The organism is Limosilactobacillus reuteri, assembly GCF_020785355.1.
Classification (GTDB): domain Bacteria; phylum Bacillota; class Bacilli; order Lactobacillales; family Lactobacillaceae; genus Limosilactobacillus; species Limosilactobacillus reuteri_I.
In genome coordinates this window covers 110,646-137,128 of sequence record NZ_JAJGVH010000032.1, presented here as the reverse complement: position 1 = coordinate 137,128, position 26,483 = coordinate 110,646, and the positions used below count along the sequence as shown (strand labels likewise).

Below are 26,483 nucleotides of genomic sequence, written 5' to 3'. Positions count from 1 at the left end.
CATGCTGTGATTGCATATCTGGTGTATGATAATAAGATTTTGTGTACATCCATTCCCAAGCGAATATAGCCTTTTTAGGTGTTAATAATCGTAAATTAATAGGTTGTCTATTTTCGGTAATAGATGCGATGGCACCCTCTGGCTTAATTAATTCGCACATTTCTTTCCAATGGCTATCAATATCTTTTAATTCCAAAATGTAATCAACATATTTATAGCCAAGTTTATGAACTTCATTTACTAGATTATTTTGGTGATTTACTACATCTGCAGCTCCATGAGATTTTACCCAGTTAATACTTTCAGGTCGAGAAGCTGTGGCAATAACTGTTAGTCCAGCATTAGATGCTAATTGTGTTGCAACCGATCCTACACCTCCAGCCCCATTAATAATAAGAATTGTTTTACCTTCGTTGGTTTTTTTATCTTGAGATAGGGCTAATTGTTCAAATAATGCTTCATAAGCAGTCAGGGAAGTTAACGGCATCGCAGCTGTTTGGGCATCCGTCAATGATTTAGGAGCATTTCCAACAATTCGTTCATCTACTAACTGATACTCACTATTGCTTCCTGACCGTTTAAATGAACCAGCATAGTAAACACGATCACCTGGTGAAAAAAGTGATACCTTGCTACCAACTTCTTCAACAATTCCACAAGCATCCCAGCCAATAATTTTTGGCTTTGAGAGTTTCCCGTGTCCACTTCTTCGTACGCCAACATCAACAGGATTAACTGAGACGGCATTAACTTTTACTAATAAATCGTGTCCCTTAGGTGTCGGCTTTGGTGTCTCAAATTCAAATAAACTTTTTGGATCTTTAATATCCAAATGTTCGCTAAAGCCAATTGCTTTCATAATTAACTCCTCTTTTCTTTTATACTCATAAATAGTAAGTGAAAGAGAAAATTAAGCAAGAAGAGAATTTAAAATTTCTATGTAACAAATTTTTCCCTAATAGTGGTAAGAGAGGATATCGTGTATTATAGGAATTAGAATTCAAAAAATAATAGGGAGGAGCATGATTTTGCAAAGGCATATTTACAATTGTAGTGATGGTTGCCCAGTTGAGAGTACTTTACAAATTATTTCGGGTAAATGGAAAAGTGTAATCATATATCATTTAATTAAAAATAAAGTATGTCGTTTCAGTGAATTACAAAAACGAATGCCAAATTGTTCTAGGCGAATGCTATCTTTACAACTTAGCGAATTGGAAAAAGATAACATTGTTGAAAAGAAAGTATATCCGGTTATTCCTCCTAAAACAGAATATAAATTAACCCATTTTGGACAAACGTTAACCCCACTTATTATTGAAATGGAGAAATGGGGAAGAACATATAACACTATAAATTTAAGAGAAAATTAAGAAGCCGAGATTTTTCAACAGCCTCGTTTTTATACGAATATTGTTACGATATCGCGGAAATCCTTGTAGGCTAACTTCGCGTTGTAACTACAGGGCTCGAGGCTAAGGAATTATTTAAGCCTAGACGTATTTAACTCCATAACGATTAAAAAACGATGTGAATTTTTGTTGATTTCTAATTATAGCTATGATAAGATCTTACTATTAATTAAGACGAAAGCGAGAACAGATTAATGTCATTTACTACTAATGTACACGTGAATATTATTATTCGGATCATTAATTAGATGATGCGAATAATTAGTGCTGTTCGCATCACCATACTAGGGATGTGAACAGTGATAGTGGTAAAGACATTTCTGTCGGCCAGCTAACTGTTCAACAGTTAGCTGGTTTTTTTATTGAAAGGATGTGGAAAAAATGGAAAGTGAAATTAAGACTAGAAGTGATAATAGATCGTAAATTAAACTGAAATGAGAGGTAAATACTATGGATAGTACAGTAACTAACACCCCGCAGACAAACAGCAAGCTTAATGTAAAACGTGATCCTGTCAAGACAGTAATTTTGGCTTCGATGATGGGAACGGCAATTGAGTTTTTCGATTTTTACGCTTACGGGACTGCATCTGCTGCCTATTTTCCCAAAATTTTCTTTCCGCAAATGACTCCTTTGCTCGCAACACTTTTAAGTTTGTTGACTTTTGGGGTAGCCTTTGTAGCACGCCCGGTGGGTTCATTCCTATTTGGACATTATGGTGATCGTTTAGGACGCAAGAAAACACTTGTGGTCTCACTTTTAGTAATGGGAGTGGCGACGGTAGCCATTGGTTTCATTCCTAGCTATCAAGTTATCGGCGTTTGGGGAGCATTGTTACTTTGCCTTTGTCGGTTTGTCCAAGGAATCGGGCTTGGAGGCGAATGGTCCGGAGCTGTATTAGTAGCTACTGAAAATGCACCGGCTAACAAGCGGGCATTATATGGTGCATTTCCGGAAGTGGGAGCACCAATCGGATTTTTCCTATGCAATGGCTTATTCTTTGTTTTAGAACGGGTATTAACACCAACGCAAATGATGACGTTTGGATGGCGAATTCCTTTTTGGGCATCGGCTGTTTTAGTCGTTATAGGGTTATATGTCCGACGTCGTTTACAGGAAACACCTTTGTTTAAGTTAGCTCAAGAACGTGATAACACAACTGCTTCGCCTCTTCGTGAAGTATTCAAATCTAATTGGCGTGAAATCTTAAAGGGAACTTTCATCATGGGAGCAACCTATGCACTATTCTTTACATTAACAACTTGGTCATTATCATATGCTACAACAGCTTTAGGTTTTACCTCTTCGGAATTTTTATTATTATTAATGGGTGCAATTGTTGAATTCGCTGCTTTGATCATGTTAACTTCTGTATTAGCGGATCGTGTTGGTCGGAAAAAAGTTCTATTAACTGCGTCAGTAGCACTAGTTGGCTATTCCTTGGTATTCCCATATTTTCTTACAGGACAACATAACTTAGTTGGCGTTTTACTCTTCTTAGGACTAGGATTCTTAGTAATGGGCACTCTTTATGGTCCAGTCGGCGCTGTTTTGCCTGAACTGTTCCCAACCAGAGTTCGCTATTCTGGTGCAGGAATTACTTATAACTTAGCTGCAGTGGTTGGGGCAGCCGTTGCGCCAACTGTAACAACTTGGTTAATTGCTAATTATGGATTACATTCGGCTGGATATTATATGCTAGTTTTATCAGTACTAGCAGTTATTTCTTGGTTATTGACAAAAGAAACAAAGGATGTGGATTATACTAAATAATATCTTGTTTAGAGGAATTAGTGAGAAAACTTACTGACTATAGTTATTAGATAAAAATTTATGTCCCCGTTAAAAAAGATGATGCAAAAACTTTGGTCCAGTCATAAATAATGATATAAAGCCACTGGTAACACACATTAAGTGCTACTAGTGGCTTTATTAATTACATTGGTTGTCCAGTTGAGATTTCAAAACCGGCTGTTACAGGAATTACTTCTCCCGTGATTGCGCTAGCAGCTGGGCTAGCAACGAAATAAATTGCAGCGGCGACTTCTTCTGGTTCAACAATCCGATTTAACGGACTGTTCTTTGCGAATTTTTGTTTATCTTGGTGAAAAAGCGGGGTATTAGTCGGACCAGGTGCAACAACATTTACGCGAATATTATTTTTACCGTAATCGATTGCCATTGCCCGAGTCATGTTAATAATTGCTCCCTTGGCGGCATTATAAGCAACCATTGCTCGATCACCAGCCATTCCTGAGACAGAGGAAATATTAACGATACTACCATGATCTTGTTCAATCATTGTTGGCAAGAAGGCTTTGCTAACGAGGAAAGTTCCCTTAACATCAACATCAAAGATTTTATCCCAATCTTCTTCACTTGTTTCATGAACCTCGCCGTGAATAACGATTCCTGCATTATTGATAATCGCATCAACGGTTTTAAATTTATTGAGGGTTATTTGCTTAGCATGTTCAACCTCACTTGATTTACTAATGTCGGCTTGAATAAAAGCAACTTGTGCCGGGGAATATGTTTCGCCTAATTGTCGTTCAACTTGCATCCCCTTTTCGATATCACGACCGATAAGTACCGTATTCCATCCATTTTTAAGAAAAATATCAGCAGTGGCAAGACCAATCCCAGAGGTTCCACCACTAATAACAACTGTTTGCATATATAAAACTCCTCTCTAATCTTTTCTCTAATTATGGCATTTTTGGCCGGATTTAGCTATTTGTTAGAAAATAAGGATGAGGAGGAAACACAATGAATACAGCAACCTTAAAAGCGCTCCAGAATTGGCTTCATGGACGCCGCTATACATTAGAACAAGTAGACACACAACTAATTCTTAAATATCATGGGCAAGAGCGAGCAGTCATTACGCCACCTGATCGCTATCAAGTGAAAGACCTTGACCTGAATTTTAATGACTGGGTTGAGTTCAATAAGTGCATTCGCAATATTCGCCATTATTTAGCTAGTAACGAATAGAAAGCCTTTTCTTTGGCAAGAATACTTCCTCGTGATAGAGTTATTCATGAAAGGAATATAGTCCAAGGAGGGATAGTCATGATAAGAGTTGGAATAATTGGTGCTTCTGGAATGGCAGGCAGCGCAATCTATAAATTAGCATCGACGAAAAAAGATTTGAATGTAACTGGAATTGTTCGGAATGAGAGTAAGGCCAGAAAAATTCTTGGTGACGATGCCAATTTGATCAGTGGTGATATTTTTGCCTTAAATGATAGTTTGTTGTCGCGGTTTGATGTGATTGTTGATGCATATGGTACTAGTCCAGAGAATGCGGATCGGCAAGTGAGACTGGCTGAGAAATTAGTAGTTTTAGCCCGGAAACATAAAATCCGTTTAATTTTCATTCTCGGTGCCGGAAGCCTTAAAACTGGTAAAGATAAGCATCTATTTGTTGATGATATTGAAAAGATGCCTGGTGCTGAGACATGGATTAATACACCCCGCCAGCAGTTAAAAGAATTACAGTATCTTGAAACCATTTCTGACATTGATTGGCTAGGAATTTCACCATCAGCAATATTTGAAGCTGGAGTTGCTACTAATTATATTCTTGGTCAGGATGAATTATTATTTAACGAACAAAATGAATCAAAGGTAACTGCAGGAACAATGGCGAAGTTAGTGGTCAATGAAATTTTAGCGCCACGCCACCATCGTGAACGAATTACTGTTATTGATGCGGAATAGTTATTGGAACTAAAGTAAATATTAAAAGGCATGAGAACGCAATTTAATTCTCATGCCTTTTAATTATTAATCAACTAATTTTCCGATAATCGGCAGTTTTGAAACCGGTGAATACTTTTTGGCTGCTTGTTGATAGGTGACGTCTGATAAATCATGGCCGAAAACATTACCATGGATTTCCGCACCCTTCCACTCTGGAATTTCAGAAACATCATAAATGTTTCCGCGAACTCCAATATATGCTGGACGACCTTCTTGCCCGTTATACTGCGCTAATTCATTGTGAGTAAATGACCGCATAATAATCCCTCCTATAAGAAGCTGGGAATTGACTCGGCCTCTTCCTGTATGAGTGTAACGATATATGAAAATAGATGACGAATTTGCTCGTTATCCTATCATCACTATAACACGAAAATGGTAATGACATCGGAAATTCAATTTATTCAGTTGCTAAATTTGCAGCAGAGCTTTTGACTGGAACTTTCACGAGCATTCCTGCAATGATAGTTAGGATCGTAACGAGGAATGGGAAAAATGCCCAAGGAATGAAGCTTAATGGATTGATTTGTAAGGTACTAGCGATGAATACTCCAGAAACACTCCATGGGACAATTGCGTTGACTGCGGCTCCTGCATCATTGAGAATCCGGGTTAAGTCAACTCGCTTTAAGCCTAATTTGTCAAATGATGGGAGAAATGATTGCCCGGGAAGAATAATTGCAAGGTAGTGTTCCCCAACAAGGAGGTTAACCCCAATGCAAGTAAGAGCTGTAGAGAATGCTAACCGACCAGGTGTCTTTACAATCCCAGTTAAGTGATTAATGATGGCGCTAATAATATTGAACTTGATCAATAAACCACCTAAAGCAAGCGCGAAGATAATTAGGGCTAGAGAAGTAAGCATACTAGAGATACCACCTTTAGAAAGCAATGTATCGATTGTTTTATCACCGGTATGGGAAACGTAACCAGTCATGATGGTATTAGTAATCGTAGTGAGGCTGGTTTTAGGTGCATGAATCCAGCCAAGTACGACCGCGAAGAGTGAGCCAAGGCCAAGGGAAGGAATAGCAGGAACTTGGAAAATGGCTAATACGATTAGGAGCAGAACTGGGAGAAGAGCCCATCCAGAGATCCAGAACCCATTTTGCAACCCGGCCATCATTTGGTGAACGGCACCTAAGCTAACATTTTTGGAGTTTAACCCTAAGAAGGTGTAAAGAATAAGACAGATTGCCCAGGCAGGAATATCGGTGGTGAGCAGGGATTTAATATGCTTGTAGATACTGATTTCACCAACACTGGCGGCAAGGTTTGTTGTTCCTGAAAGCGGCGAAATATTTGAACCACAAAAGGCGCCTGAAACGATTACCCCCGCCGTTAAACCCGGGTTGATTTTAAGGGTTGCACCGATGCCAATAAAGGCGATCCCCATTGTCGATACAGTTGTAAATGAGCTTCCACAAGCGACCCCAACAAGGGTACAAACGATAAAAACTGTTGGTAGGAAGAACTTTACAGAAATAATTTCAAACCCAAAGTACATAATTGTTGGAATAGTGCCTGAGAAAATCCAGGTAGCAATTAAGACACCGATAGAAAGAAAGATAATGAGGGGGTCAACACCGGCTCGCAAACCATGACGCATTCCATTCATTATTGTATCCCATTTAAATCCACGAATTCGTCCGTAAACGGCAAGCAAAACAAAGGAAATAAATAATGGGGCTTGCGGTTCTTGGTGTTTAAAAATAATAGGGTAGCCTAAGATGCATAAAATAACGCCAAGAATAAGTAAACTTTCGCTAAAACCAATCACTGGCTCAGGACTATTTTTTGATTTATTAATAGTTTTCATTGTGTAATTCTCCTTGTTTTTTAATAAAAAATACCAACTAGATCAGCGGCATTTGCTTAATCTAGTTGGTATTACGGTAGTATAAAAAATCGCGGAAAACTACACGCCCTTACTAGATCAATGTACCTAGCAAAGGACTCATTAAAACAACCCTGCTTAGGTACGAACACCGCTGTCCGTACCTAAATGAGTACAGACAATTATGCACGGTAAGCATAGTTGTTATAATACTTGGTTGAAGTTAATGAGTGTTGAATCATGTTAGTCGTTCCTTTCAAGTTAAGTTGTAATTATTAAAACATTCTAATTTGATTTTGTCAAACTTTAATTTTAAAATTCGCCAGAAATATCTTTATCAGAAAATGAATGAGGGTCGGGGACAAAAGAAATATCGGTGTCAATTATTCCAAATTTTTCTCGCATTACATTTTCGATGTGCTCTGATAATTGGAAACTTTTGAGGATCGTCATTTTAGCGTTAACCATCACGGAAGCATCAAGCGTGACCACGTTTCCGTTATAGTGAGCTTTTAGTTCGACAACTTTTACAACGTGTGGAATATTGGTGATTGTTTGGCGGTATTCCTGTTCAGCCCGCGGATCAAAGTAGTCGGTTAAGTTAAGACTGCTTTCAAAGAAAATTTTTAGTCCAGAATACAGAATGAAGAAACCAACGACAATACTGGTAGCACCATCAAGCCAACGAAGGTTAAAGAGGAGGGCGCCGCCAATTGAAATCAAAGTTCCAATACTGGTGAAAGCATCACTCAGACTATCTTGGGCGGAAGCAAGCAACGCGGCGTTTTTTAATTTAAGCCCTGTTTGGCGATTCATATACCAAACAACTAACATAATAACTGACGCGATTCCGGCCCCAATCAATGCGACTGGTTGTGGAACCACCCGACTTGCAGGATTGAGGAGACTTTTAATGCCATCGATGATAACGCTTAAGGCAATCGCAACCATAACGACCGCTGTGACAAGGGAAAAAATTGTCTCATAACGCCAACGAACAAATTGTACTCGCTGGTCAGATCCCATATGCGCTTGATAATTTCCCGAAGGCAGCCGTGCGCCGATGATATCATCATCATCCACATCCTGGGCAATGTGTAAGCCCATCATCAGTAAAAAGGTCGAGATAATTCCCGAAAGGTTGTTAAAGGCATCGGCTCGTAACGTCTGCGATTTACTTATTTCAGCTAACCAGTACTCGATAATTGAAATAACAACATAAGCAACCAAGTTATAGATTAAATGGTGTTGGGAAGCTCGAATCTTTGCTAGTTCATTTGCTTGCGTTTTTTCCCAGTTATTCATTTCTTCGGTTGTATGTCTTTTAAATTTAGTCATTAATTTAAGAACTTCCTTGATTAATAAAATCAGTTTAATTGTAACGCAAAAAATAAAAGCCGAGAAAACGATTTTCTCAGCTTTTACTAAAAATAATAATGAAAATAATTGCTAGGCCCGGTTATTAATTACGTGGGCGCATGTTGCAATAATCAGTCCCATAAAACTTACTACAGCGATCATATTACTCATAATTGACATCATATTGAACAACTCCTTTACATAATTAAAATATTTTTTACAGCACAACTAATTACAGTTGCCTTTTTGGAAAACAAATTATAATGATTGTTTTCCCCTCTCCACCAAGTATTGTAACAGGTCTTAGCAGTAGTGACGATAATAATTAGCTAAGCTTTTAATGAGCTTTTTTACGAAAGAAAGGAGTGATTATAAGCAAAATATTATAAGTGACTATCATAGGAATTAATAAATTTTAATTATTAAGTAAAACTAAGTTGATTCTTTAAAAAAATAAGTTATTCAGCTAGTTTGTTTAATTCTTTTAAGGCTAACGGGAATTTTGTAAAGCCGTCACTAGTCAAAAAGTGACCGCCTTTTTCTGTAACTATGAGTTTTGCTCTAATTTTATTAGCGATCGCAATGCTATTTTGATAAGGAACGATTGGATCATCTTTAGCTGTTATAACGGTAGCTTTAGCGAGTTTAGGAAAAATTTGCTCATAATGAGGCCGATCTTTCATAAACTCATCTAATTCAGGATAAGCTGGTAATCCTTTATCAAATGCTCCCACCAGTAAAAGTCGTGCATCTTTAACATGATGACGTTCAATATAACGAAGGGCCGTAATGCAGCCGAGACTATGAGCGACGAGGATGAGGTTATCTTGGGGATGAATTTGGTTGTCAACCGCTTGATCCCATTCAGCTTGTTGGGGATTGAAGGGATTTGGTAACCATATCCGATCAAGGGTAATTACTGGTTTTGCTTCTTCTTCGAGCCACGGGAACCAGTCGTCATCACGGGTAGACGTACCATGAATTAAGTATGCGTTCTTCATTATTAAGACTCCTATTTCATAAAGTGTTTTAATATTACCATGCCGATGATTAACAATAAAATGGCAATCGAATTAGTAAGAATTTCATAAGGCTGACCGTGGGCGGCAATTAGTCCCCGGATTAAAGCCATAATTCCTAAGCTTAATAGAAAATCGACTGCAATCCGGCCATGATGTTTTAGCGCGGCAATTATCATTGTCATAAATGAAAAGAAAAGGAAAAAGACAATAACGCGATCCAAAATCTTAAAAATAACATGGTCTGTATTTCCCGCTTGCATAAGAGGAATCAGCGAAAAAGTTTCTGTAAATAAAATAATAGTTAATAAGATCCCTAAAATTGCTAGGGCACCGATTGTACATAGACGCAAAATATGGCTAAAATTAGCTGCTAATTTGTATATTTTTTTCATTCTCCGATACTCCTCAAGAAAACGCTTTAACTTTAGGATAGCAATGATCAAGAAATTTAGCTAATATTTAACAAAATAATTGTTAAAAATATGCGATACTTAAAGATGGATAACAAAAGGAGGAGTGAGAAATGCGCAAACCCTTTATTGCTGCTAATTGGAAGATGCATAAGAATGTTCAAGAATCGGTTGAATTTGTGGATGCAATTAAAGGAAAGCTGCCAGATCCGCAAGAAGTTGAAGTCGGAATTGCAGCCCAAGCTTTTGCATTACCCAGTATGGTTCAAGCTGCTGATGCTTCAGGATTAAAGATAATCGCGCAAAACGCGGCGGCTGAATATTCGGGAGCTTTCACTGGTGAAATTAGCTTACGAGGCTTAGCTGACGCTGGCGTTTCATATGTAATGTTAGGACATATTGAACGGCGCCATTTATTCCACGAGGATAATGAGTTGGTTAATCGGAAAGTGTTGGCTGCCCTTCAAATGGGAGTTACCCCGATAATTTGTACGGATGAAACGATGGTCCAGAAAGAAGTTAATGGTGAAATTCACTACGTTTTCCAGCAATTGATGAGCGTATTGAGGGGCGTTTCTCTTGATCAAATTAAAAATGTGGTTGTTTCCTATGAACCAAGTTGGGCAGTTGGATACGGTCAGCATGCCAATCCAGTTCTTGCTGAAGAAGGATGCCGTCAAATTCGGCGAACGATTGCTGATAACTACACTTATGAGATTGCTGATAAGATCCGGATCCTCTATGGTGGAAGCGTCAATCCGGATAATATCGGAATGATTATGAATAAGCCAGATGTAGATGGGGTATTAATCGGTCGGGCAAGTTTAGATGTTGATAATTTCTTGCGAATGGTCAATTATTTAAAAAAGGACCAAGAAAAATAAAAAAAGTCTTTCTCTTTACCGTCATTTTGTGTTATAGTTATTAACGGTTGTTATGGCGGTATTGGTGAAGTTTGGTTAACACACCGGTTTGTGGGTCCGGCACGCGTGGGTTCGAATCCCACATACCGCCCTGACCTAAAAAGGCAGTTCAGATTAATCTGAGCTGTTTTTTTTAATACTTTTTGAAAACGATATCAATAACGTTAAAGTGGAGGAGATAAGCAATGGAAAGGGCTATCGCATGTGATTATACTGTTTCATCACAGATAGAAATAGGGCTGACATCAGTTGGCCGTTCAGATACAATGCCTGGGCATAAGTATGGTCCAGCAGTTCGCCCGTACTATTTAATCCATTACATTTTATCTGGATCAGGAATATTTAAAGTGGATAATGTTACTTATCATCTTCATGCCGGTCAAGGATTTTTAATTGTTCCTAATTGTCGGACTACCTATATTGCGGATAAGGAAACACCATGGTCTTATATATGGTTAGGATTTACTGGAAAGAGTGCAGCAACTTGGCTTGATCAGATTAATCTTTCAGAAACAAGACCAGTGTTTAATAGTGATAACTCCTATGAGCTTGCTAACTGTGTTAATGAAATTCTGACACTTGATAAGTTAAGTACGGAAAATAATTTACGAGCTTTAAGTTGCTTTTTTCGCTTTTTGAGTTATATTGCTGCGGGAACAGTTGCTAATATTCAACAAGCTAATTCAGAGAAAAATCAGTATGTGACACAGGCAATTCAGTATATCAGCCATCATTTGTCAAAAGTAACGGTCGAAAGTCTTGCACAAGCTGTTAATCTTAATCGAAGTTATCTTACTTCTTTATTTAAGCAAGACTTGGATTTAACGCCGAGTGAATATATTCAGAATTTTAGGATTACTAAGGCGCGGCACCTTTTAGAGTCATCTGATATCAGTATTGATCAAGTGGCTGAACAATGTGGTTATCAGCGAACAAATTCATTTACACGCGTTTTTAAACGAACCTATGGAATTAGTCCACGTCAATATCGGCAGCAAGTGAAAATAAAATAGCTTCTAACGTTCAACTTCTTAAACATTAGAAACTATTGGCACTTAGAGTACAGTTTTTACCTGATCATGAGCGAGTATTGGTTCTGCAATATGGATTTTGAACCATTGCGTTAACGGTCCCATGAAAAGGGCGGTGATTATTGTACCAACACCCAGCGTAACGTTAAAAGCAAACCCCACGAGAACGCAGATGCTGTCAGTAATAATTCGACAATACTTAAACGGTAAAAGTTGGTATTTATAGGCGGCAATAAGTGCAATTGCATCATAGGCAGAAACGCCGAGATCAGCTGTAAAGTAAAGAGCGGCTGCTAAGCAAGTGAAAATAATCGCAACCAGCATAAGACACCATCGAATAGTAAGAGAAGGATGGGGGATTGCTATATCTAAAATTGCGTGCATCGCATCGGCCGCTATTCCGGTGAAAAGAAGATTAATTATTGTCGCAATTCCGATATAATGCCGGCGTAAGATTAATACAAGAAGCAATAGCGTTCCTGTTAAAATTAAATAAAAGGTTGAGTAAGTCGAACTGAAAATATTAGCAATTCCAGTGACAAAGCAGGTGAAAGGATCAACTCCCAGATTAGCCTTCTGCAGCATGCCAACGCAAAATCCACAGAGCGTTACGCCTAGGAATGCCATGATTATTCGTTTTAATTGATACATAAGCAAACCTCGCTTTTATTCTGCGTCAAAGATAAATAACTTACTATAAAAATCGGTGGTTTCCTTATTTTCACCAGCTGAGGCATCAGTAGTAACGAGCCCGATCTTAGCGAGTTCGCTACCACTAAAGGAGCCAAGACTATCGCCAGCTTCTTCCTTAACTTTATACTCTGTTGAAGGATTTAGACCGGGAACACGTTGCAGACGGTATTCAGCATTGACGTCATTTAGAATTTTGAAATATCCCATGATTGCATGTCTTTTATCAGGAGAAACAACCAGCCAGGAGACAATGTTGCTTTCAAAAGGTGTCTGTAAGCGGTAGAAAGTCCCGAATTGAAAAAGTTGCCGATGCTCTTTCATAAAGGCAATTTGGCGTTTAATTTGGGCTAATTCTTCGGTTGATAAAGCATTAAGGTCTAATTCATAACCAAATGCACCAAAGTAGGCGACATCAGCACGGGTTTTAAGCGGAGTTTGTCGTTGTAATTGTTCATTTGGTGAGACCGAGACATGAGCGCCCATTGAACTAGTAGGATAACAGTATGATGTTCCTGTTTGAATTTTTAAGCGTTCAATTGCATCAGAATCATCGCTTGTCCAAGCTTGGGGAGCGTAGTAAAGCATTCCAGCGTCAAAACGTCCTCCGCCACTGGCACAAGACTCAAATAAGATTTGCGGAAATTCATGAATTAAGCGGTCGTAAAGACGATAAACGCCTAAAATATAACGATGAAAAATTTCGCCTTGTTGATCAGCGGGGTATGCAGCTGAAAAGCATTCGGTAATATTCCGATTCATATCCCATTTCACATAATCAACTTTACCTTCACGTAAAACCTTTGCCATTAATTGATATACATAATCCACTACTTCTGATCGTGAGAAATCAAGGACGTATTGTTTTCGTCCTTGGGATGCATGTCGGTCAGGAGTCTCAATGATATAATCAGGATGCTGACGATAAAGATCACTATCTTTATTAGTCATTTCCGGTTCAAACCATAAGCCAAACATCATTCCTAAATCATGGATTTTAGCTGATAAACCACTAATCCCAGCTGGAAGGCGGTCTCGATTAACCCACCAGTCACCTAAACCGGCTGTTTCAGTTGTCCGTTTACCAAACCAGCCGTCATCAAGGACAAAAAGTTCAACCCCTAAATTCTTAGCAGTCTTTGCCAGAGTCAGTAGTTTTTCTTCAGTAAAATCAAAATAGGTTGCCTCCCAGTTGTTAATAAGAATTGGGCGTTGCCGATCACGCCAATATCCGCGAACTAATCGGTGTTGATAGAGCTGGTGGAAATTTTGACTGAGATCATTAAGTCCGTTATGGGTATAAACCATTACGGCTTCTGGAGTTTGAAATGATTGTTGCGAATCAAGTTTCCAAGAAAAATGAAATGGGTTGATACCAAGCTGAACTCGTGTAACTTTATAAGGATCAACTTCAGCTTGGGCAAGAAAATTCCCGCTATAAATTAAAGAAAAACCATATGCTTCACCTTGAAAATCATCTGTGTGCGGCCTTTTAAGGATAACAAATGGATTTTCCATGTGACTAGAAGCGCCTCGAGTACTGTTAACTGATTGAATACCTGGACGAAGGTGAGCCGATTTTAATTGTCGTTCACGGCCCCATGCTCCGGAAAATTGTAGCCAATCATAATTATCATCTGGCAAATCGAGGTTTAAACTCATGGCAGTTGTTAGTTGATAAGATTTTTCGCTGTGATTGATAAATTTGATACTCCGCGCAATGGCATTGTAATGGTTGAAGATAGTGTATCTTAGGACGAGGTCAACATTAATAAGGGAGTCATGAAGGAGTATCTCAAGAGTTGTTGCTTCATTGTCGTCTTCGGTATAGGTGGCGGGCAAATTATCAAGCTGTGGTTTCCCAGGAAAAATTTTGTGCGAAACATATTTAAAATTAGTAATAGTGCTCCCGTTTGGTTGTTTAACTTCAAAAGCCGGCATACGATAGTCAGTTGTTCCGTAAGTAGGATATTCTTGTTTTAAATTACCTAATGAAAAAGAATAATTGTTGTCATCCACATATGAAGTAACTGGCCGATACGTATTTTCGACTAAATAATCGTGATTAGGACGGTCAGGAACACGTTGACCAAAGAAAAGCTGCCCTAATTGATCGTTACGAAGAATCTTGATAATGTAACTTATTTGATTATTGTATAAGTGAAATTCACGACTCATTTGGTGATACTTAATAGGCATAGATGATAACTTCCTTTCGAATTTATTGTTCACCCTTAGTTTAGCGCTTTCATTATTGAGAGATCGTGAATTTTGTTGGTAAAACAATGCTAAATGTTAGATTATTCTAAGTATGATTGAAGCCCTGAGTGTTCCAGTTGCATGCTTAAATTTTAACGTAATCCGAATTTGATTTTGAATAAATGGCAAAACGTAAATGAATAATTTAAAATAGAAACAGGATAAGATGGAGAAAGAAAAAAGGGGCTTTAATTATGAAAAACGTACAAATTGGTGGAACAAATTGGGAAGTATCGAACGTTGCATTAGGTATTATGCGGATGGGGACATTGGCAGTGCCCAAAGCGATCAATGCCTTAGAAGCCGCCCACGATGCTGGAATAAATTTTATTGATTCAGCTGATATTTATGGCAATGATCCACAGTTAGGGCGCGGATCGTCAGAAATCCATTTTGGTGAAGCGTTAAAGAAAAGCAGTCTTACCCGTGATGACTTTTACATTCAATCAAAAGGAGGCCTTTTTGCGAACGCAGATAACAAAATAACGCGGTATGATTCATCAAAGAAGCATTTAATCGCTGCTGTTGATGGAATTTTGCAACGAATGGGGATTGATTATCTTGATTCATTTTTGATTCATCGTCCAGACCCCTTAATGGAGCCCGCAGAAATAGCAGAAGCCTTTGACCAACTTCAAGCATCTGGGAAAGTCCGCCATTTTGGAGTATCAAACTTTAATCCGCAACAAATCGCGCTCCTTCAAGCGGCGACAAATCAACGGCTTTTGATTGACCAGGTACAGTTTGGCTTAAAGCATACGGGGATGATTGATTTTGGCCTGCATACAAATATGACTGATGATGCTGCAATCAATCATGACGGGGGATTATTAGAATATACGCGTCGCAAACAGATGACGATTCAAACATGGTCGCCTTTCCAGTACGGTACATTTGCAGGGACGTTTATTAATAATGATCAATTCCCTGAGTTAAACGCAATGTTAGAAACTCTTGCGCAAAAATATAAGGTAAGTAAAAATGCAATTGCCGTTGCATGGATTTTACGTCACCCTGCGCATATGCAAGTGTTGCTTGGTACCATGACGCCAGCTCATATTATTGACAGTGCTAAGGGGAGCGATATTACATTGACGAGCCAAGAATGGTATGATCTATATCTTGCGGCCGGGAATGATTTGCCATAATGAAAAAAGATTATCTCCAGTTCTATCATCATATTACAGCACCTTTTTATCGACACCCGTGGACAATTCCTTTATTACGGGCGGTTAATAAATTTGTTGTGTGGACTATGTACTTTGCTTACATCGTTATATTAGTGTGGGTAGGGAAAAATAATGTCTTGAAAGCAGGACCTTTTCTGCTTATTCCCGGTATTGGCTTTATCCTACTTTCTTTTATTCGCCAACGAATTAACGCACCACGACCATATGAAAAATTTTCGATTAACCCCTTAATTCGACGGCAAAAAACTGGTGATTCATTGCCTAGTCGTCATGTTTTTTCGGCGACTGTTATTGCGATGTGTGGGCTAAGGTTAAATTTGATTTTAGGAGTGATTTTACTCGTTTTAGCTGTTGTTTCTGCTATTACGAGAGTGATTGGCGGAGTTCATTTTCCTCGTGATGTGGTTATCGGGTTTATTTGTGGCGTTATTTGTGGTTCGTTTTTATTTCTTGTCTAAATTTTAGAAAGGTGTATTTCATGGACAATTCAGTGCTGCAAGATGCAATTTTGAATGGACTTATTAGTACTCAATATCAAGGCAATACGCTGTTAGGTCCGCAATTATTAACCAACAACCGATCATCGACAATTTGGCAAACGTTACGGCACGAATTGCTGTCATGTAAAAACTTTACGTGGTCAGTCGCCTTTATTACGTTAGATATGTTGGTTCCATTTAAGGCAGTGATGGCTGACTTAGCACAGCAGGGGGTACAAGGGACGATCATTACCAGTGATTACTTGAATTTTAATCACCCCGCGATGTTTGAAGAATTGCAAAAGATTCCTAATTTAACGGTCAGGATTGCTGATCTTAATGGATTTCACACTAAGGGGTATTTATTTGATCATGGGAAATATCAGACCGTAATTATTGGGAGTGCTAATTTTACACGGTCTGCTTTGTTAGTTAATAAAGAGTGGAATTTGAAATTAAGCTCCCGCCAAGAAGGAAGCTTTTTTCAACAACTAACGGCGGAATTGAATGCTGTTAAACATGAGAGTACTGTTCTAACGTCAGAGTGGATTGCGGAGTATCGCAAGAATTGGCAACCACCAAAGACTAGGGTGACGCAACCGGAAAAATTAAAACCAATTGAACCTAATCAAATGCAACAAGCCGCTTTAGGACAATTAAGTATTCTGATAAAAACTGGCGCTAAGAAAGGACTGGTCGTTTCAGCAACAGGAACTGGAAAAACATATCTGGGAGCGTTTGCTGTCAATAAATATCAGCCGCGTCGTTTCTTATATGTCGTTCATCGAGAACAAATTGCCAAAAAATCGTTAGCTAGTTTTCGACGAGTTATTGGCGGCAAGAAAACTGATTACGGGTTATTGACAGGTAATCGCCATGATTGGAATGCTAAATATTTATTTGCAACTGTCCAAACACTAAGCCAACAAGCAGTACTTGATAAGCTCAAAGCTACCGAATTTGACTACATTTTGATCGACGAGGCCCATCGTGCAGCAGCACCTAGTTATCAACGAATTTTAAACCACTTTATGCCACAATTTTGGCTGGGGATGACTGCAACTCCTGAACGAATGGACAATCAAGATGTATTTAAACTGTTTGATTATCATTTGGCTTATGAAATTCGTCTGAAAGATGCATTAGCTGCTAAAATGTTAACTCCTTTTCATTATGTAGGGGTCACCGATTATGAAGTTGATGGAGAAGTTATTACTGAGACTTCCAAGTTAAACCAATTGATTGCTTCGAAACGGGTTGATTATGTCCTTGATCAATTAGACTACTATGGATATTGTGGCGATCAGCCTCGGGGATTAGTATTTTGTAGTCGGCAGGCAGAGGCAAAAGAATTGGCGGGCCAATTTAGCACGGCTAACCATCCTGCGATTGCATTGACAAATCAAAGCAGTAGTCAAGAGCGAGCAAAGGCAGTTGAGCAATTAGAAGCAGGAAAGATTGAGTATATCATTACCGTCGATCTTTTTAATGAAGGGGTCGACATCCCATCAGTAAATCAGATTGTAATGATGCGTAATACCCAATCACCAATTGTGTTTATCCAACAACTAGGGCGTGGCTTGCGTAAATATCCTGGTAAAGATTTTGTGACAGTTATTGATTTTATTGGAAATTACCAACATAATTACATGATTCCTCTTGCTCTTAACCAGGACAATAGCCGAAGTAAGGATCAAGCGCGGCGTGAAGTTAAGGTGCCAACGAATTTTGATGTTTCCACCATTAACTTTACAAAGGTTGCGGAAAAACAAATTTTAGCTTCCCTTGATAAAGTTAAATTGGACTCGATGCGTGAATTGCGGCAGGCATACCATGATTTAACTAACCAACTAGGGAGAACACCCTTGTTGGATGACTTTTATCGTTATGGTTCTGTTGATCCCCGAGTATTTGCGCAAAATTCCCAGCTCAACCATTATGGTGACTTCTTAGAAAAGATGGGGATAGAACTTAAATTAACTAATTATGAGCGTCAAGTATTAGCCTTTTTAACTAAAGAGCTGCTTAACGGTAAACGGCCACATGAATTGATTCTCCTTCAATGCTTACTTCGCGGTACGTGTTCAATTGATGCTTTTAAAGCAGAACTAGAGCAACAAAATATTCGCGTTACACCAGCTGTTTTACAATCAGTTGATGATATTTTAAGCTTGCAATTCTTTAATGTAAAAGCTGGTAAACAGTTAAAAAAGGATCAGTATGGCGGACTGCCGATTATTGATCATCCAGATTTGTTAACGTATCAGTTAAATTCAAAAATTCGAGCAGGACTAGAAAGTCACAATGATTTCAAGCGCTTGTTTATAGATGTATTAACAACGGGACTTGAAATCGCTAAGCAATATGACCTCAAGCAAGCATTTACCCTTTATCAGCAATATGACCGCAAAGATGTTTGTCGTTTATTAAATTGGCCCCTCGATGTAAGTGCGCCGTTATATGGGTATCGAGTGGCAGAAGATGTTTGTCCGATTTTCATTACCTACCATAAGGATGCGGAAGAAAAAAGGAATGCTATCTATAATAATCAACTACAAGATGGACGTTCATTGCGCTGGTACACACGGACACCTCGGCATCTTTCATCTGATGAGGTCCAGCGGTTGCTTGCAGGAGTAAAAGAGGGTAAGCCGCAAGTAAAATTACACTTATTTGTAAAACAGAGTGATGCAGTTGGCAAAGAATTTTATTATTTAGGTCCTGCTTATATTCAACCGGACTCCGTAAGAGAAGAATTGGTTGGGCCAAAGAAAAAAGCGGCAGTGGGGATGGATTTAGTTTTAGAACATCCATTGACCTCAACTATGATGAACCTATTGGCGATGTAACCGTCAATATATCGCTTTCATTTTTTGCTAAATCTTCTATAATTAAAGACGTAGAAAGAAGATGAATATTATGGCAAAAGGAAAGGTAAAAACTAGCGATAAGCGTTCAGTTCGGGATGTTAAATTAGATGAATTGGCTGGCTTATTAAATGAATTTGATGTCAACACGATGGGAGCACTAGTAAAGTCTCTAAAGAAGAGTCAAAAGAAGAACAAGCAAAGCAAGAGAGATGAATTACGCGATACCATTGAACGACAACAAGAACATATTGATGAACAAAAAGACACGATTGATCAACTTAACAATCATATTTCTAAACTAATTGATCGTCTTGATAATAAGCTATAAAAAAATGAGGCTGAGAAAAAACTTTTGTTTTTTCAACAGCCTCGTTTTTTATACGAATATTGTTACGATGTCGTGGAACTAGCCTTGAGCCTTGTCGAGGAGATTATTTCCCACTTCTATTCTTATCATTCTTTTTTATTTACTGGTTGTTTAAATAAATCATTGAATGCTTCACTGATTGTTGGGTGCGTATAGATTTGGTCCCGAAGCATTTGATAGGGGAGTTTTGCCCGCATTGCAAGAACAATCATGTTGATAATTTCTTGTGCTTCCTGGACATAAAGGGTAGCCCCAATAATTAAGTTCGTTTGTGGATCGACTAATACCTTAAGCAGTCCACGGGTATCCTTCAATACTTTTGCTTTTGGAATTGCAGCAGCAGGCATTTTAAAGAGCAGGTAATCTTTCCCTTGTTTTTGCGCCTCTTTTTCTGTTAAGCCGACTTGTGCAAGGGAAGGTTCGATAAAGACGTTAGTAGGAACAATTAAACGATCACTAACTCGACGTTCCTTATTACCGAATAATTCATCTTTAATGATTCGGAAGTCGTCAAGTGAGATGTAAGTAAATTGGGGACCACCTTTAACATCCCCAATTGCCCACACATCAGGCACACTGGTATGGAGGAGGTCATCAACAACAATCGCGCCGTTTTTAGCGACCTTAATATCTGTGTTTTGCAAATCAAGGTCTGCCGTTGCAGGTTTTCGTCCGGTTGCCACTAAAATTTTATCAGCGAAAATGGTTGTTTCACGATTATCCGCTTTAGCAAAAGTGATCGCAGCTTGCTCATCTTGTTCGCTAATTGCTTTAATATCAACCCCAACTTCAAAGCGAACCCCGTTATCCTTAAAGTTTTGAATTACCATTTCTGCTACATCATCATCTTCACGTGGTAGTAAAGTCTGATGGTGATCAAGAACCGTGACGTGTGAACCAAAGGAAGTGAACATATTTGCAAATTCAAGACCAATATAACCGCCACCGATAATCACGAGTTCACGCGGTAACTTAGGCTGCTCCATTGCTTGGGTAGAATTCATGAGAAATGGACTATTCTTCAATCCAGGAATATCAGGGATGGTTGGCGTTGCGCCAGTATTGATAAAAATACGTTCACCCTTGTAGGAAAGAGTTTGTCCATCTGGCGTTTGCACATCAATCGTGTGGTTACCAGTAAAATGAGCAGTTCCATCTAAGACAGTGATATTATCTTCACTTGCTAACATTTGATAATTTTTTTTGCGGAGTTGGGATGTCATCACATTTTTCCCATCGACCGCGTCCTCAAATGAGGTTCCATGAGCAGCTTCAATAATTAGCCGTTTGGAGGGGAGACAGGCAATGTTAATGCAGGTTCCTCCATACATTTGCTTCGATTTTTCAATAACAAGAACTTGTTCTCCGTGTTGAGCGAGAAACTTTGCGAGGGTTTTTCCGCCCTTGCCAAATCCGATAATAATATTTTTGACTGTTTCCATTAAAAAACCTCCAAAGTTGAAATTATTTTACATACTTTGAAATTATACTAAGAATAAACGCTTTGTCACTTAAAACGCTTAAATAAGACAATTGTGCAGTTTGCATTATATTGAACAAAGTGTTAGGATGATATCGTAAATATATTAGTCCCAACTGCAGTCAGAACTTGTATATTAAAGAAAAACGTATTAGATGAACATTGTATATTATTGATCATAGATGGTGCTTCATCAAAATAAAACGTTTTACTAATTTATAAAAAGTTTTGATTGAGGAGAGATTATAATGAAAGCTGCACACTTAGTAGAACACTCCCAAAAAGCAAATGAAAAGAAGCAAGTTATTCAAGAGACCAAGTTTATCGACATTTTAAGCAAGGTTGCAACAGTTGTAGCTATTTTGATGTATGTATCTTACATTTCACAGATTAAGAATAATTTGGCCGGAAATTACGGTGCTCCTTTACAACCATTAGTGGCAGCGCTTAACTGTACGTTATGGTGCATTTATGCTTACTTCAAGCAGCAACGTGATTGGCCAGTCTTCTGGGCAAATTTCCCTGGTATTATCTTTGGCTTAATCACTTTTATCACATGTTTACACTAGGAAAAATAGGATTGCGAGAAAACAAAATTTTCTCCAGTCCTATTTTTTATATGCTAACTCTCAACTCTATGATATAATTAATCGAACATATGTTTAGGAGGAGTAGAGATGCCAAAAGATGGGATGTCGGTAGTTCGCTTTAGTTCTTTTGCGCCGGTGACAGAGATGATTTTACAGTCGTTGCCAGCCGCGAAGGACAAAGAAGACCAAAAAGCGCCGGCCATTAAAAACTTTGATCAATTACGTCAACGATTAAATAGTCAAGCGCGATTCCTTATTTTGGACCTTGAGTTTTTTCAGGATCAGCAGAAGCATCGAAATGGCGTTGCTCAGATTGCGGGGAAGATGTTTGAAACACAAAACAGCTTTAATTACTACCTCTATGCCCAGAATATGTCTGCTGAGCGACAATTGGCTTTTTTGCGACAATATGACCTCCGCCTTTCAGAAGTAAACGGATATGAGGTTAGGCAGATTTTTAACCGGATTTTTCATTTCATTGCGGTAGAGCAGCCTGACTATATTGTAAGCTGGGATAATGGAACTGACTTTGAATCATTGAATTATGAAGCAAATCGATTAAAAATTAAGAAGGAGGACCGTCCCTGGCGCACGATTCAGTCGTTAGATCTGGAAAAGCTAGTCGCTAAAGAAGTATGGAAAAGTAAAAGTGGGATCAGTCTGGAAAAGATGTGTCGTTTATTGCATCTTCCCCGGGTTAAATATCATCAAGCCCAAAATGATGTGATAGCGATTGAACAGATCTTGAAATTTTATGCTCGTGATTTAGAGCGTGAATTAAATTGTCGCTGATCGTTACCAAAATTTAAAATTTAGTTCATGATTTATCCCGATTGACTTTTTATAATTAGTAACAATTGAAAGAAGGTGAACGAGATAAATTTCATTTTTCGACTGCTTAAGCGGATATTTATAATAGGACTTTTAGTAGGTGGAGGATGGCTTTATTTCAATGATGCACAAGTTCAAGCAACGGCGAACCAAACTGCATGGAACGTTCGTGATCGCATTGCTAAGTTAATTGGCAGAGACGATACAAGCTCAAACGATAATTCTAATCTGCACTTAAACGATACAAACAATGGCTCTTCCAAAAGTGACCAAGAACCAACGACAGAACAACAAACAAGTACACAAACTTCAATTCCATCTACTGGACGATGGGCGACTAATCAAGCAACGGTCTATGTAAATACAAATAATGCTCAACTTGACGCAGCTACTAATACTGCAATTCAAAACTGGAATCAAACTGGGGCATTTACATTCAAACCGGTAAATAATCAAAGTAAAGCAGATATCGTTGTTACAACAATGAACCGTTCTGATTCAAATGCTGCTGGGTTAACGAAGACGTCCTCGAATTCGTTGACAAGGAGATTTATGCATGCAACGGTGTACTTAAATACATATTATTTAACTGACCCAAGTTATGGCTATAGTCAGGAACGAATTGTTAATACAGCCGAGCACGAACTGGGGCATGCGATTGGACTCGATCATACCAATGCCGTTTCGGTAATGCAACCTGCTGGATCATTCTATACGATTCAACCAGATGATGTGCAAGCAGTCCAAAAACTATATGCTAATAATAAATAAAAATGGCGAGACTGAAAGAAGTAAATTTCTCTCAGCCTCGCTATTCTATTTAGTCTGTCATTTTCCGTGCTTTTAGTGCCCATAGGATAGAGACAGTATCAATTATTTCCTGTAACATGGCGCCGAAAAAGGCCGGAATGATTCCGGTGCTAGCAATAAGCATTAGGATAGTACAGATTGCAATTCCGATTAGGACCGCCTGTTTTGCAATCCGCAGAGTTTCCTGAGAAATGCTAACGGCTTTTGCGACTCGCGAAAGGTCATCTTTTAGGATAACAACGGCAGCTGATTCACTAGCAGCAGTTGATCCATGAGCTCCCATCGCAATTCCAACATCAGCTGTCACAAGAGAAGGTGCGTCGTTTACGCCGTCGCCAACCATGAAAACAGGATGTTCATTTGTTGGAATGACTTTAAGTGCATTGATTTTATCTTGGGGAAGAAGGTCGGCTTTAACCTGCGTGATCCCTACTTGTTGGGCAACTTTATCTGCAATAACAGCTTGGTCTCCCGTTAACATTAATAGATTGGTAACCCCAAGCTTTTTTAACCGGTTCATTGTTTGCTTTGCTTCAGGACGAATATGATCGGTAAAAGTAATTGCACCATAGTATTGCCCATCGACGCTCACATAAATAGCCGTTGATGCTAACATCTGGTTAAGATTTTCTGATGATACGAATTTTAATTTTCCTACTTTAACTTCCCGTCCATCAACAGTTGCTAAAATTCCTTTACCGGTTATTTCTGTAAGTTGATCGACAGGTGATAAGGAAATATTATACGCAGTGGCATAAGAAATCAGTGAGCGTGCTAGGATATGTGATGATTGTTGTTCAGCACTTGCTGCGTAATGGAGGAGCTGAGTTGAGTCGATTTTTCCTGTAGGGAGGATTTTATCAACGGTCAATTGACCACTTGTAATAGTTCCTGTTTTATCAAATGCACCAGTTTTAGCAACTGCTAGTTTTTCCAGTACACTCCCTGTTTTGACAACAATTCCATTTCGTGAAGCTCGGCTCATTCCAGAAACCATTGCCACTGGAGCTGCGAGGATTAATGGACATGGTGAAGCAACAACGAGAACTTCCGCAAATCGTTCGGGACGGCCAGAAAGCACCCATGCGAGTGAAGAGATAATAATGGCAATAATCGTAAATGGAACAGCATATCGGTCGGCTAATCGAACAAAGTGGGCAGGAGTTGATTCAGCCTCCTTAACCAATTTAACGAGTTGCTGATATTGACTATCTTTGGCTAGCTTGGTGACCTGTAAAGTAATGGCATTATCACCATTAACTGATCCTGACATCACTTCGTCACCAGCTGTTTTTGAAACTGGCCGTGATTCACCAGTTAATGACGATTCGTCGAACAATCCCTCACCATTTTTAATAATTCCATCGACTGGTACTAATTCTCCAGGCTTAACGATAAGCTGGTCGCCAACTTTGACATCGTTAACTGGGATGTCGCTAGTTTTGCCATTGGTGATTAAATGCGCCGTTTGTGGTGAATTATTAAGTAATGCTTTTAATTCGGTGCTTGCTTTTTTGGCAGCATAATCTTCTAAGGCATCTCCTCCGGTTAACATTACAAGAATAACCATCGCTGCCCAATATTCGCTAACGGCTAGCGTTGCGACGACAGCCATAATGGCAAGCAGATCAACGCCATATTTACCACTACGAATAGTTTTTATCATGCCAATAAACATTGAAAAAGCAACAATTGCGCCGACGACAGTAACTAGAATTTGAGCAAAAAGTTGTAAATGAAATCCAAATTGGAGCACGACTGCGATTGCTGCAATTACTAGGATAATGATTAATTTTTGTTTATTAGATAGTTTTTTCATAATACCCCCGCTTAGTCCTCATACTTTCTACAATTTAATTATAGGATTTTTATGCAATGATATAATAAAAAATTAGAAATATTAAGGAAATTGGTGAAAAAGAATGCAAAATGGACAATCTTATCAACGTATTTTTGTAGTGATAATTGATTCATTAGGGATTGGAGCAACGGCTGATGCCAATCAGTTTGAGAGTTTAGGGGCTGATACGCTAGGACACCTTGGGGAACATTTTCGCGTACGGCTACAACTACCGACTTTTCAGAAAATGGGTCTTGGCAACTTGCACCCGATTATGGGGATGCCTTCGCTTGAAAATCTTCACGCTGCTTATGGTCAAATGAGTTCAATTTCAACGGGCCTGAGTGATCGGGAGAGCCAGTGGGAGATGATGGGCTTGGCAACGACCGCTGAACCTGACGTTTTTATTGATGGTGTGCCGTTGGAAATAGCGATTAATTTTGCGCGAAAAGCAAAGCGCCCTCTTTTAAGCAATTCCTTAATGAATATCCGGACTGCGTTGAAAGATTATGGCCTTGAACAATTGACAACAGGTGGTCTGCTAGTAGCGACGGCTAGTTCTTCGAGTGTTTGGTTAATTGCGCATGAACAGACTATTTCGGTTGGCGAATTAAAAGAAGATTGTCAGATTTTGCGAAAAATGTTGGATAATTCCCCATATACTATCGAAAATGTGAATGGTCTTCTTTTTAGCGGGAACCAGGCGGCTAATTTTTATCCCCAAGAACTTTATAAATTTCCTTTAGCTCCAGCAAGTCCAACGGTTATTGATTGTCTCTTGGAAGAGGGTTATGCTGTGAAGTTAATCGGGAAAAGTACCCAGTTCTTTGGTTTGGACCATAATGAAATAACCGGGAATAATCAAGAGAGCTTTGTTCAGTTGAAAGAACTGATCGAGAAAAAGTTTACGGGTGTTTGTATAGCAGAAGTGGGGGAGATAGAGCAATTTGGTAAAGCGCGTAATCCTGAAGGCTTTGGAACGGAATTGATGCGAATTGACCACGAACTTACAAAAATTATCGATAAACTACAAGATGATGATTTGCTGATTGTGACAGGGAACTTTGGGAATGACCCTACTTATCCTGGCGAAAAACATACTCGTGAATATGTGCCGTTACTTGTAACATCACCACAGATAAAACCAAATATTTCGCTCGGTGGCAGAAGTTTTAGCGATATTGGGGCAACGATTCTTGATAATTATGACTTAGAAGATAAGTTGCCAGTTGGTAATAGTTTTTTAAGAGAATTATTTTCTGCATATTGATAAAAGAGGATGGAAAAATTCTGATTTTCCATCCTCTTTTACCTA

The 26,483-nt window shown here is 38.8% G+C and carries 25 protein-coding genes and 1 tRNA gene; 15 read left to right on the top strand and 11 right to left on the bottom strand.

Annotated features, from left to right (window positions below):
- On the bottom strand, window positions 1-859 hold an 859-nt coding region (locus LMB56_RS01360; protein ID WP_229287846.1), incomplete at its 3' end, for a zinc-binding alcohol dehydrogenase family protein.
- A gap of 169 nt (window positions 860-1,028) precedes the next feature.
- Here LMB56_RS01360 and LMB56_RS01355 point away from each other — a divergent pair.
- Window positions 1,029-1,373 (top strand): winged helix-turn-helix transcriptional regulator, encoded by a 345-nt coding sequence (locus LMB56_RS01355; protein WP_229283332.1) that lies wholly within the window; start codon window positions 1,029-1,031, stop codon window positions 1,371-1,373.
- 489 nt (window positions 1,374-1,862) lie between these two features.
- Window positions 1,863-3,185 (top strand): MFS transporter, encoded by a 1,323-nt coding sequence (locus LMB56_RS01350; RefSeq protein ID WP_153703160.1) that lies wholly within the window; start codon window positions 1,863-1,865, stop codon window positions 3,183-3,185.
- Window positions 3,186-3,348: 163 nt separating this feature from the next.
- On the opposite strand, the gene LMB56_RS01345 is transcribed toward LMB56_RS01350, so the two are convergent.
- Window positions 3,349-4,089 (bottom strand): SDR family NAD(P)-dependent oxidoreductase, encoded by a 741-nt coding sequence (locus LMB56_RS01345; protein ID WP_153703159.1) that lies wholly within the window; start codon window positions 4,087-4,089, stop codon window positions 3,349-3,351.
- A gap of 92 nt (window positions 4,090-4,181) precedes the next feature.
- Here LMB56_RS01345 and LMB56_RS01340 point away from each other — a divergent pair, with 92 nt between their 5' ends.
- Window positions 4,182-4,409 carry a hypothetical protein gene (locus tag LMB56_RS01340; protein ID WP_229283333.1) on the top strand — a complete coding sequence of 76 codons (228 nt, stop codon included), beginning with the start codon at window positions 4,182-4,184 and terminating at the stop codon, window positions 4,407-4,409.
- A 78-nt stretch (window positions 4,410-4,487) separates the two neighbouring features.
- Window positions 4,488-5,138, top strand: a complete 651-nt coding sequence (locus LMB56_RS01335) for an NAD(P)-dependent oxidoreductase (protein ID WP_229280516.1) — start codon at window positions 4,488-4,490, stop codon at window positions 5,136-5,138.
- A 66-nt stretch (window positions 5,139-5,204) separates the two neighbouring features.
- On the opposite strand, the gene LMB56_RS01330 is transcribed toward LMB56_RS01335, so the two are convergent.
- From LMB56_RS01330 to psiE, 5 genes are all read right to left on the bottom strand, one after another.
- A complete protein-coding gene (locus LMB56_RS01330) occupies window positions 5,205-5,438 on the bottom strand; it encodes a cytochrome b5-like heme/steroid binding domain-containing protein (protein ID WP_229283334.1) in 234 nt (77 codons plus the stop codon).
- A gap of 142 nt (window positions 5,439-5,580) precedes the next feature.
- Window positions 5,581-6,999 (bottom strand): Na+/H+ antiporter NhaC family protein, encoded by a 1,419-nt coding sequence (locus LMB56_RS01325; protein ID WP_229283335.1) that lies wholly within the window; start codon window positions 6,997-6,999, stop codon window positions 5,581-5,583.
- 330 nt (window positions 7,000-7,329) lie between these two features.
- On the bottom strand, window positions 7,330-8,355 hold the full coding sequence (locus LMB56_RS01320) for a cation diffusion facilitator family transporter (protein ID WP_019252841.1): 1,026 nt from the start codon (window positions 8,353-8,355) through the stop codon (window positions 7,330-7,332).
- A gap of 479 nt (window positions 8,356-8,834) precedes the next feature.
- Window positions 8,835-9,377 (bottom strand): RBBP9/YdeN family alpha/beta hydrolase, encoded by a 543-nt coding sequence (locus LMB56_RS01315; protein WP_122480884.1) that lies wholly within the window; start codon window positions 9,375-9,377, stop codon window positions 8,835-8,837.
- Window positions 9,378-9,388: 11 nt separating this feature from the next.
- Window positions 9,389-9,790, bottom strand: a complete 402-nt coding sequence (gene psiE / locus LMB56_RS01310) for a phosphate-starvation-inducible protein PsiE (RefSeq protein WP_122480885.1) — start codon at window positions 9,788-9,790, stop codon at window positions 9,389-9,391.
- A gap of 131 nt (window positions 9,791-9,921) precedes the next feature.
- On the opposite strand from psiE, the gene tpiA reads away from it, so the two are divergent.
- From tpiA to LMB56_RS01295, 3 genes are all read left to right on the top strand, one after another.
- Window positions 9,922-10,692: a triose-phosphate isomerase gene (gene tpiA / locus LMB56_RS01305; protein ID WP_122480886.1), complete on the top strand. Its 771-nt coding sequence runs from the start codon at window positions 9,922-9,924 to the stop codon at window positions 10,690-10,692.
- A 55-nt stretch (window positions 10,693-10,747) separates the two neighbouring features.
- Window positions 10,748-10,822: transfer RNA gene (locus LMB56_RS01300), tRNA-His, on the top strand.
- A 94-nt stretch (window positions 10,823-10,916) separates the two neighbouring features.
- Window positions 10,917-11,744 carry an AraC family transcriptional regulator gene (locus LMB56_RS01295; protein ID WP_229283336.1) on the top strand — a complete coding sequence of 276 codons (828 nt, stop codon included), beginning with the start codon at window positions 10,917-10,919 and terminating at the stop codon, window positions 11,742-11,744.
- Between the two features lie 42 nt (window positions 11,745-11,786).
- On the opposite strand, the gene LMB56_RS01290 is transcribed toward LMB56_RS01295, so the two are convergent.
- Entirely contained in the window at window positions 11,787-12,347 is a 561-nt protein-coding gene (locus LMB56_RS01290) for a YczE/YyaS/YitT family protein (RefSeq protein ID WP_225416190.1), read from the bottom strand.
- Window positions 12,348-12,428: 81 nt separating this feature from the next.
- Entirely contained in the window at window positions 12,429-14,651 is a 2,223-nt protein-coding gene (locus LMB56_RS01285; RefSeq protein WP_229283337.1) for an alpha-galactosidase, read from the bottom strand.
- A 254-nt stretch (window positions 14,652-14,905) separates the two neighbouring features.
- Between LMB56_RS01285 and LMB56_RS01280 the strand changes: the two genes are divergently transcribed.
- The 4 genes from LMB56_RS01280 (at window position 14,906) to LMB56_RS01265 (ending at window position 19,578) form a co-directional block, all read left to right on the top strand.
- The gene (locus tag LMB56_RS01280; RefSeq protein WP_122480888.1) at window positions 14,906-15,859 is read left to right on the top strand and encodes an aldo/keto reductase; all 954 of its coding nucleotides are present in this window, start codon (window positions 14,906-14,908) and stop codon (window positions 15,857-15,859) included.
- Window positions 15,859-16,359 (top strand): phosphatase PAP2 family protein, encoded by a 501-nt coding sequence (locus tag LMB56_RS01275; protein WP_229279177.1) that lies wholly within the window; start codon window positions 15,859-15,861, stop codon window positions 16,357-16,359. The genes LMB56_RS01280 and LMB56_RS01275 overlap by 1 nt, the downstream gene beginning before the upstream one ends.
- A gap of 20 nt (window positions 16,360-16,379) precedes the next feature.
- On the top strand, window positions 16,380-19,229 hold the full coding sequence (locus LMB56_RS01270; protein ID WP_229283338.1) for a DUF3427 domain-containing protein: 2,850 nt from the start codon (window positions 16,380-16,382) through the stop codon (window positions 19,227-19,229).
- A 70-nt stretch (window positions 19,230-19,299) separates the two neighbouring features.
- Entirely contained in the window at window positions 19,300-19,578 is a 279-nt protein-coding gene (locus tag LMB56_RS01265; RefSeq protein ID WP_229283339.1) for a hypothetical protein, read from the top strand.
- Between the two features lie 125 nt (window positions 19,579-19,703).
- Here the strand turns inward: LMB56_RS01265 and LMB56_RS01260 are convergent, their stop codons facing one another.
- Entirely contained in the window at window positions 19,704-21,059 is a 1,356-nt protein-coding gene (locus LMB56_RS01260) for an FAD-dependent oxidoreductase (RefSeq protein ID WP_229283340.1), read from the bottom strand.
- Between the two features lie 286 nt (window positions 21,060-21,345).
- On the opposite strand from LMB56_RS01260, the gene LMB56_RS01255 reads away from it, so the two are divergent.
- The 3 genes from LMB56_RS01255 (at window position 21,346) to LMB56_RS01245 (ending at window position 23,289) form a co-directional block, all read left to right on the top strand.
- On the top strand, window positions 21,346-21,666 hold the full coding sequence (locus LMB56_RS01255) for a hypothetical protein (protein ID WP_003671366.1): 321 nt from the start codon (window positions 21,346-21,348) through the stop codon (window positions 21,664-21,666).
- 108 nt (window positions 21,667-21,774) lie between these two features.
- Window positions 21,775-22,479: a hypothetical protein gene (locus LMB56_RS01250; protein WP_153703150.1), complete on the top strand. Its 705-nt coding sequence runs from the start codon at window positions 21,775-21,777 to the stop codon at window positions 22,477-22,479.
- Window positions 22,480-22,554: 75 nt separating this feature from the next.
- Window positions 22,555-23,289, top strand: coding sequence for a M57 family metalloprotease (locus LMB56_RS01245; protein WP_217324506.1), 735 nt, complete (start codon window positions 22,555-22,557; stop codon window positions 23,287-23,289).
- Window positions 23,290-23,338: 49 nt separating this feature from the next.
- Here the strand turns inward: LMB56_RS01245 and LMB56_RS01240 are convergent, their stop codons facing one another.
- Window positions 23,339-25,147: a heavy metal translocating P-type ATPase gene (locus LMB56_RS01240; RefSeq protein ID WP_153703149.1), complete on the bottom strand. Its 1,809-nt coding sequence runs from the start codon at window positions 25,145-25,147 to the stop codon at window positions 23,339-23,341.
- Between the two features lie 103 nt (window positions 25,148-25,250).
- Between LMB56_RS01240 and LMB56_RS01235 the strand changes: the two genes are divergently transcribed.
- On the top strand, window positions 25,251-26,438 hold the full coding sequence (locus LMB56_RS01235) for a phosphopentomutase (RefSeq protein ID WP_229283341.1): 1,188 nt from the start codon (window positions 25,251-25,253) through the stop codon (window positions 26,436-26,438).
- Window positions 26,439-26,483: the final 45 nt, after the last annotated feature.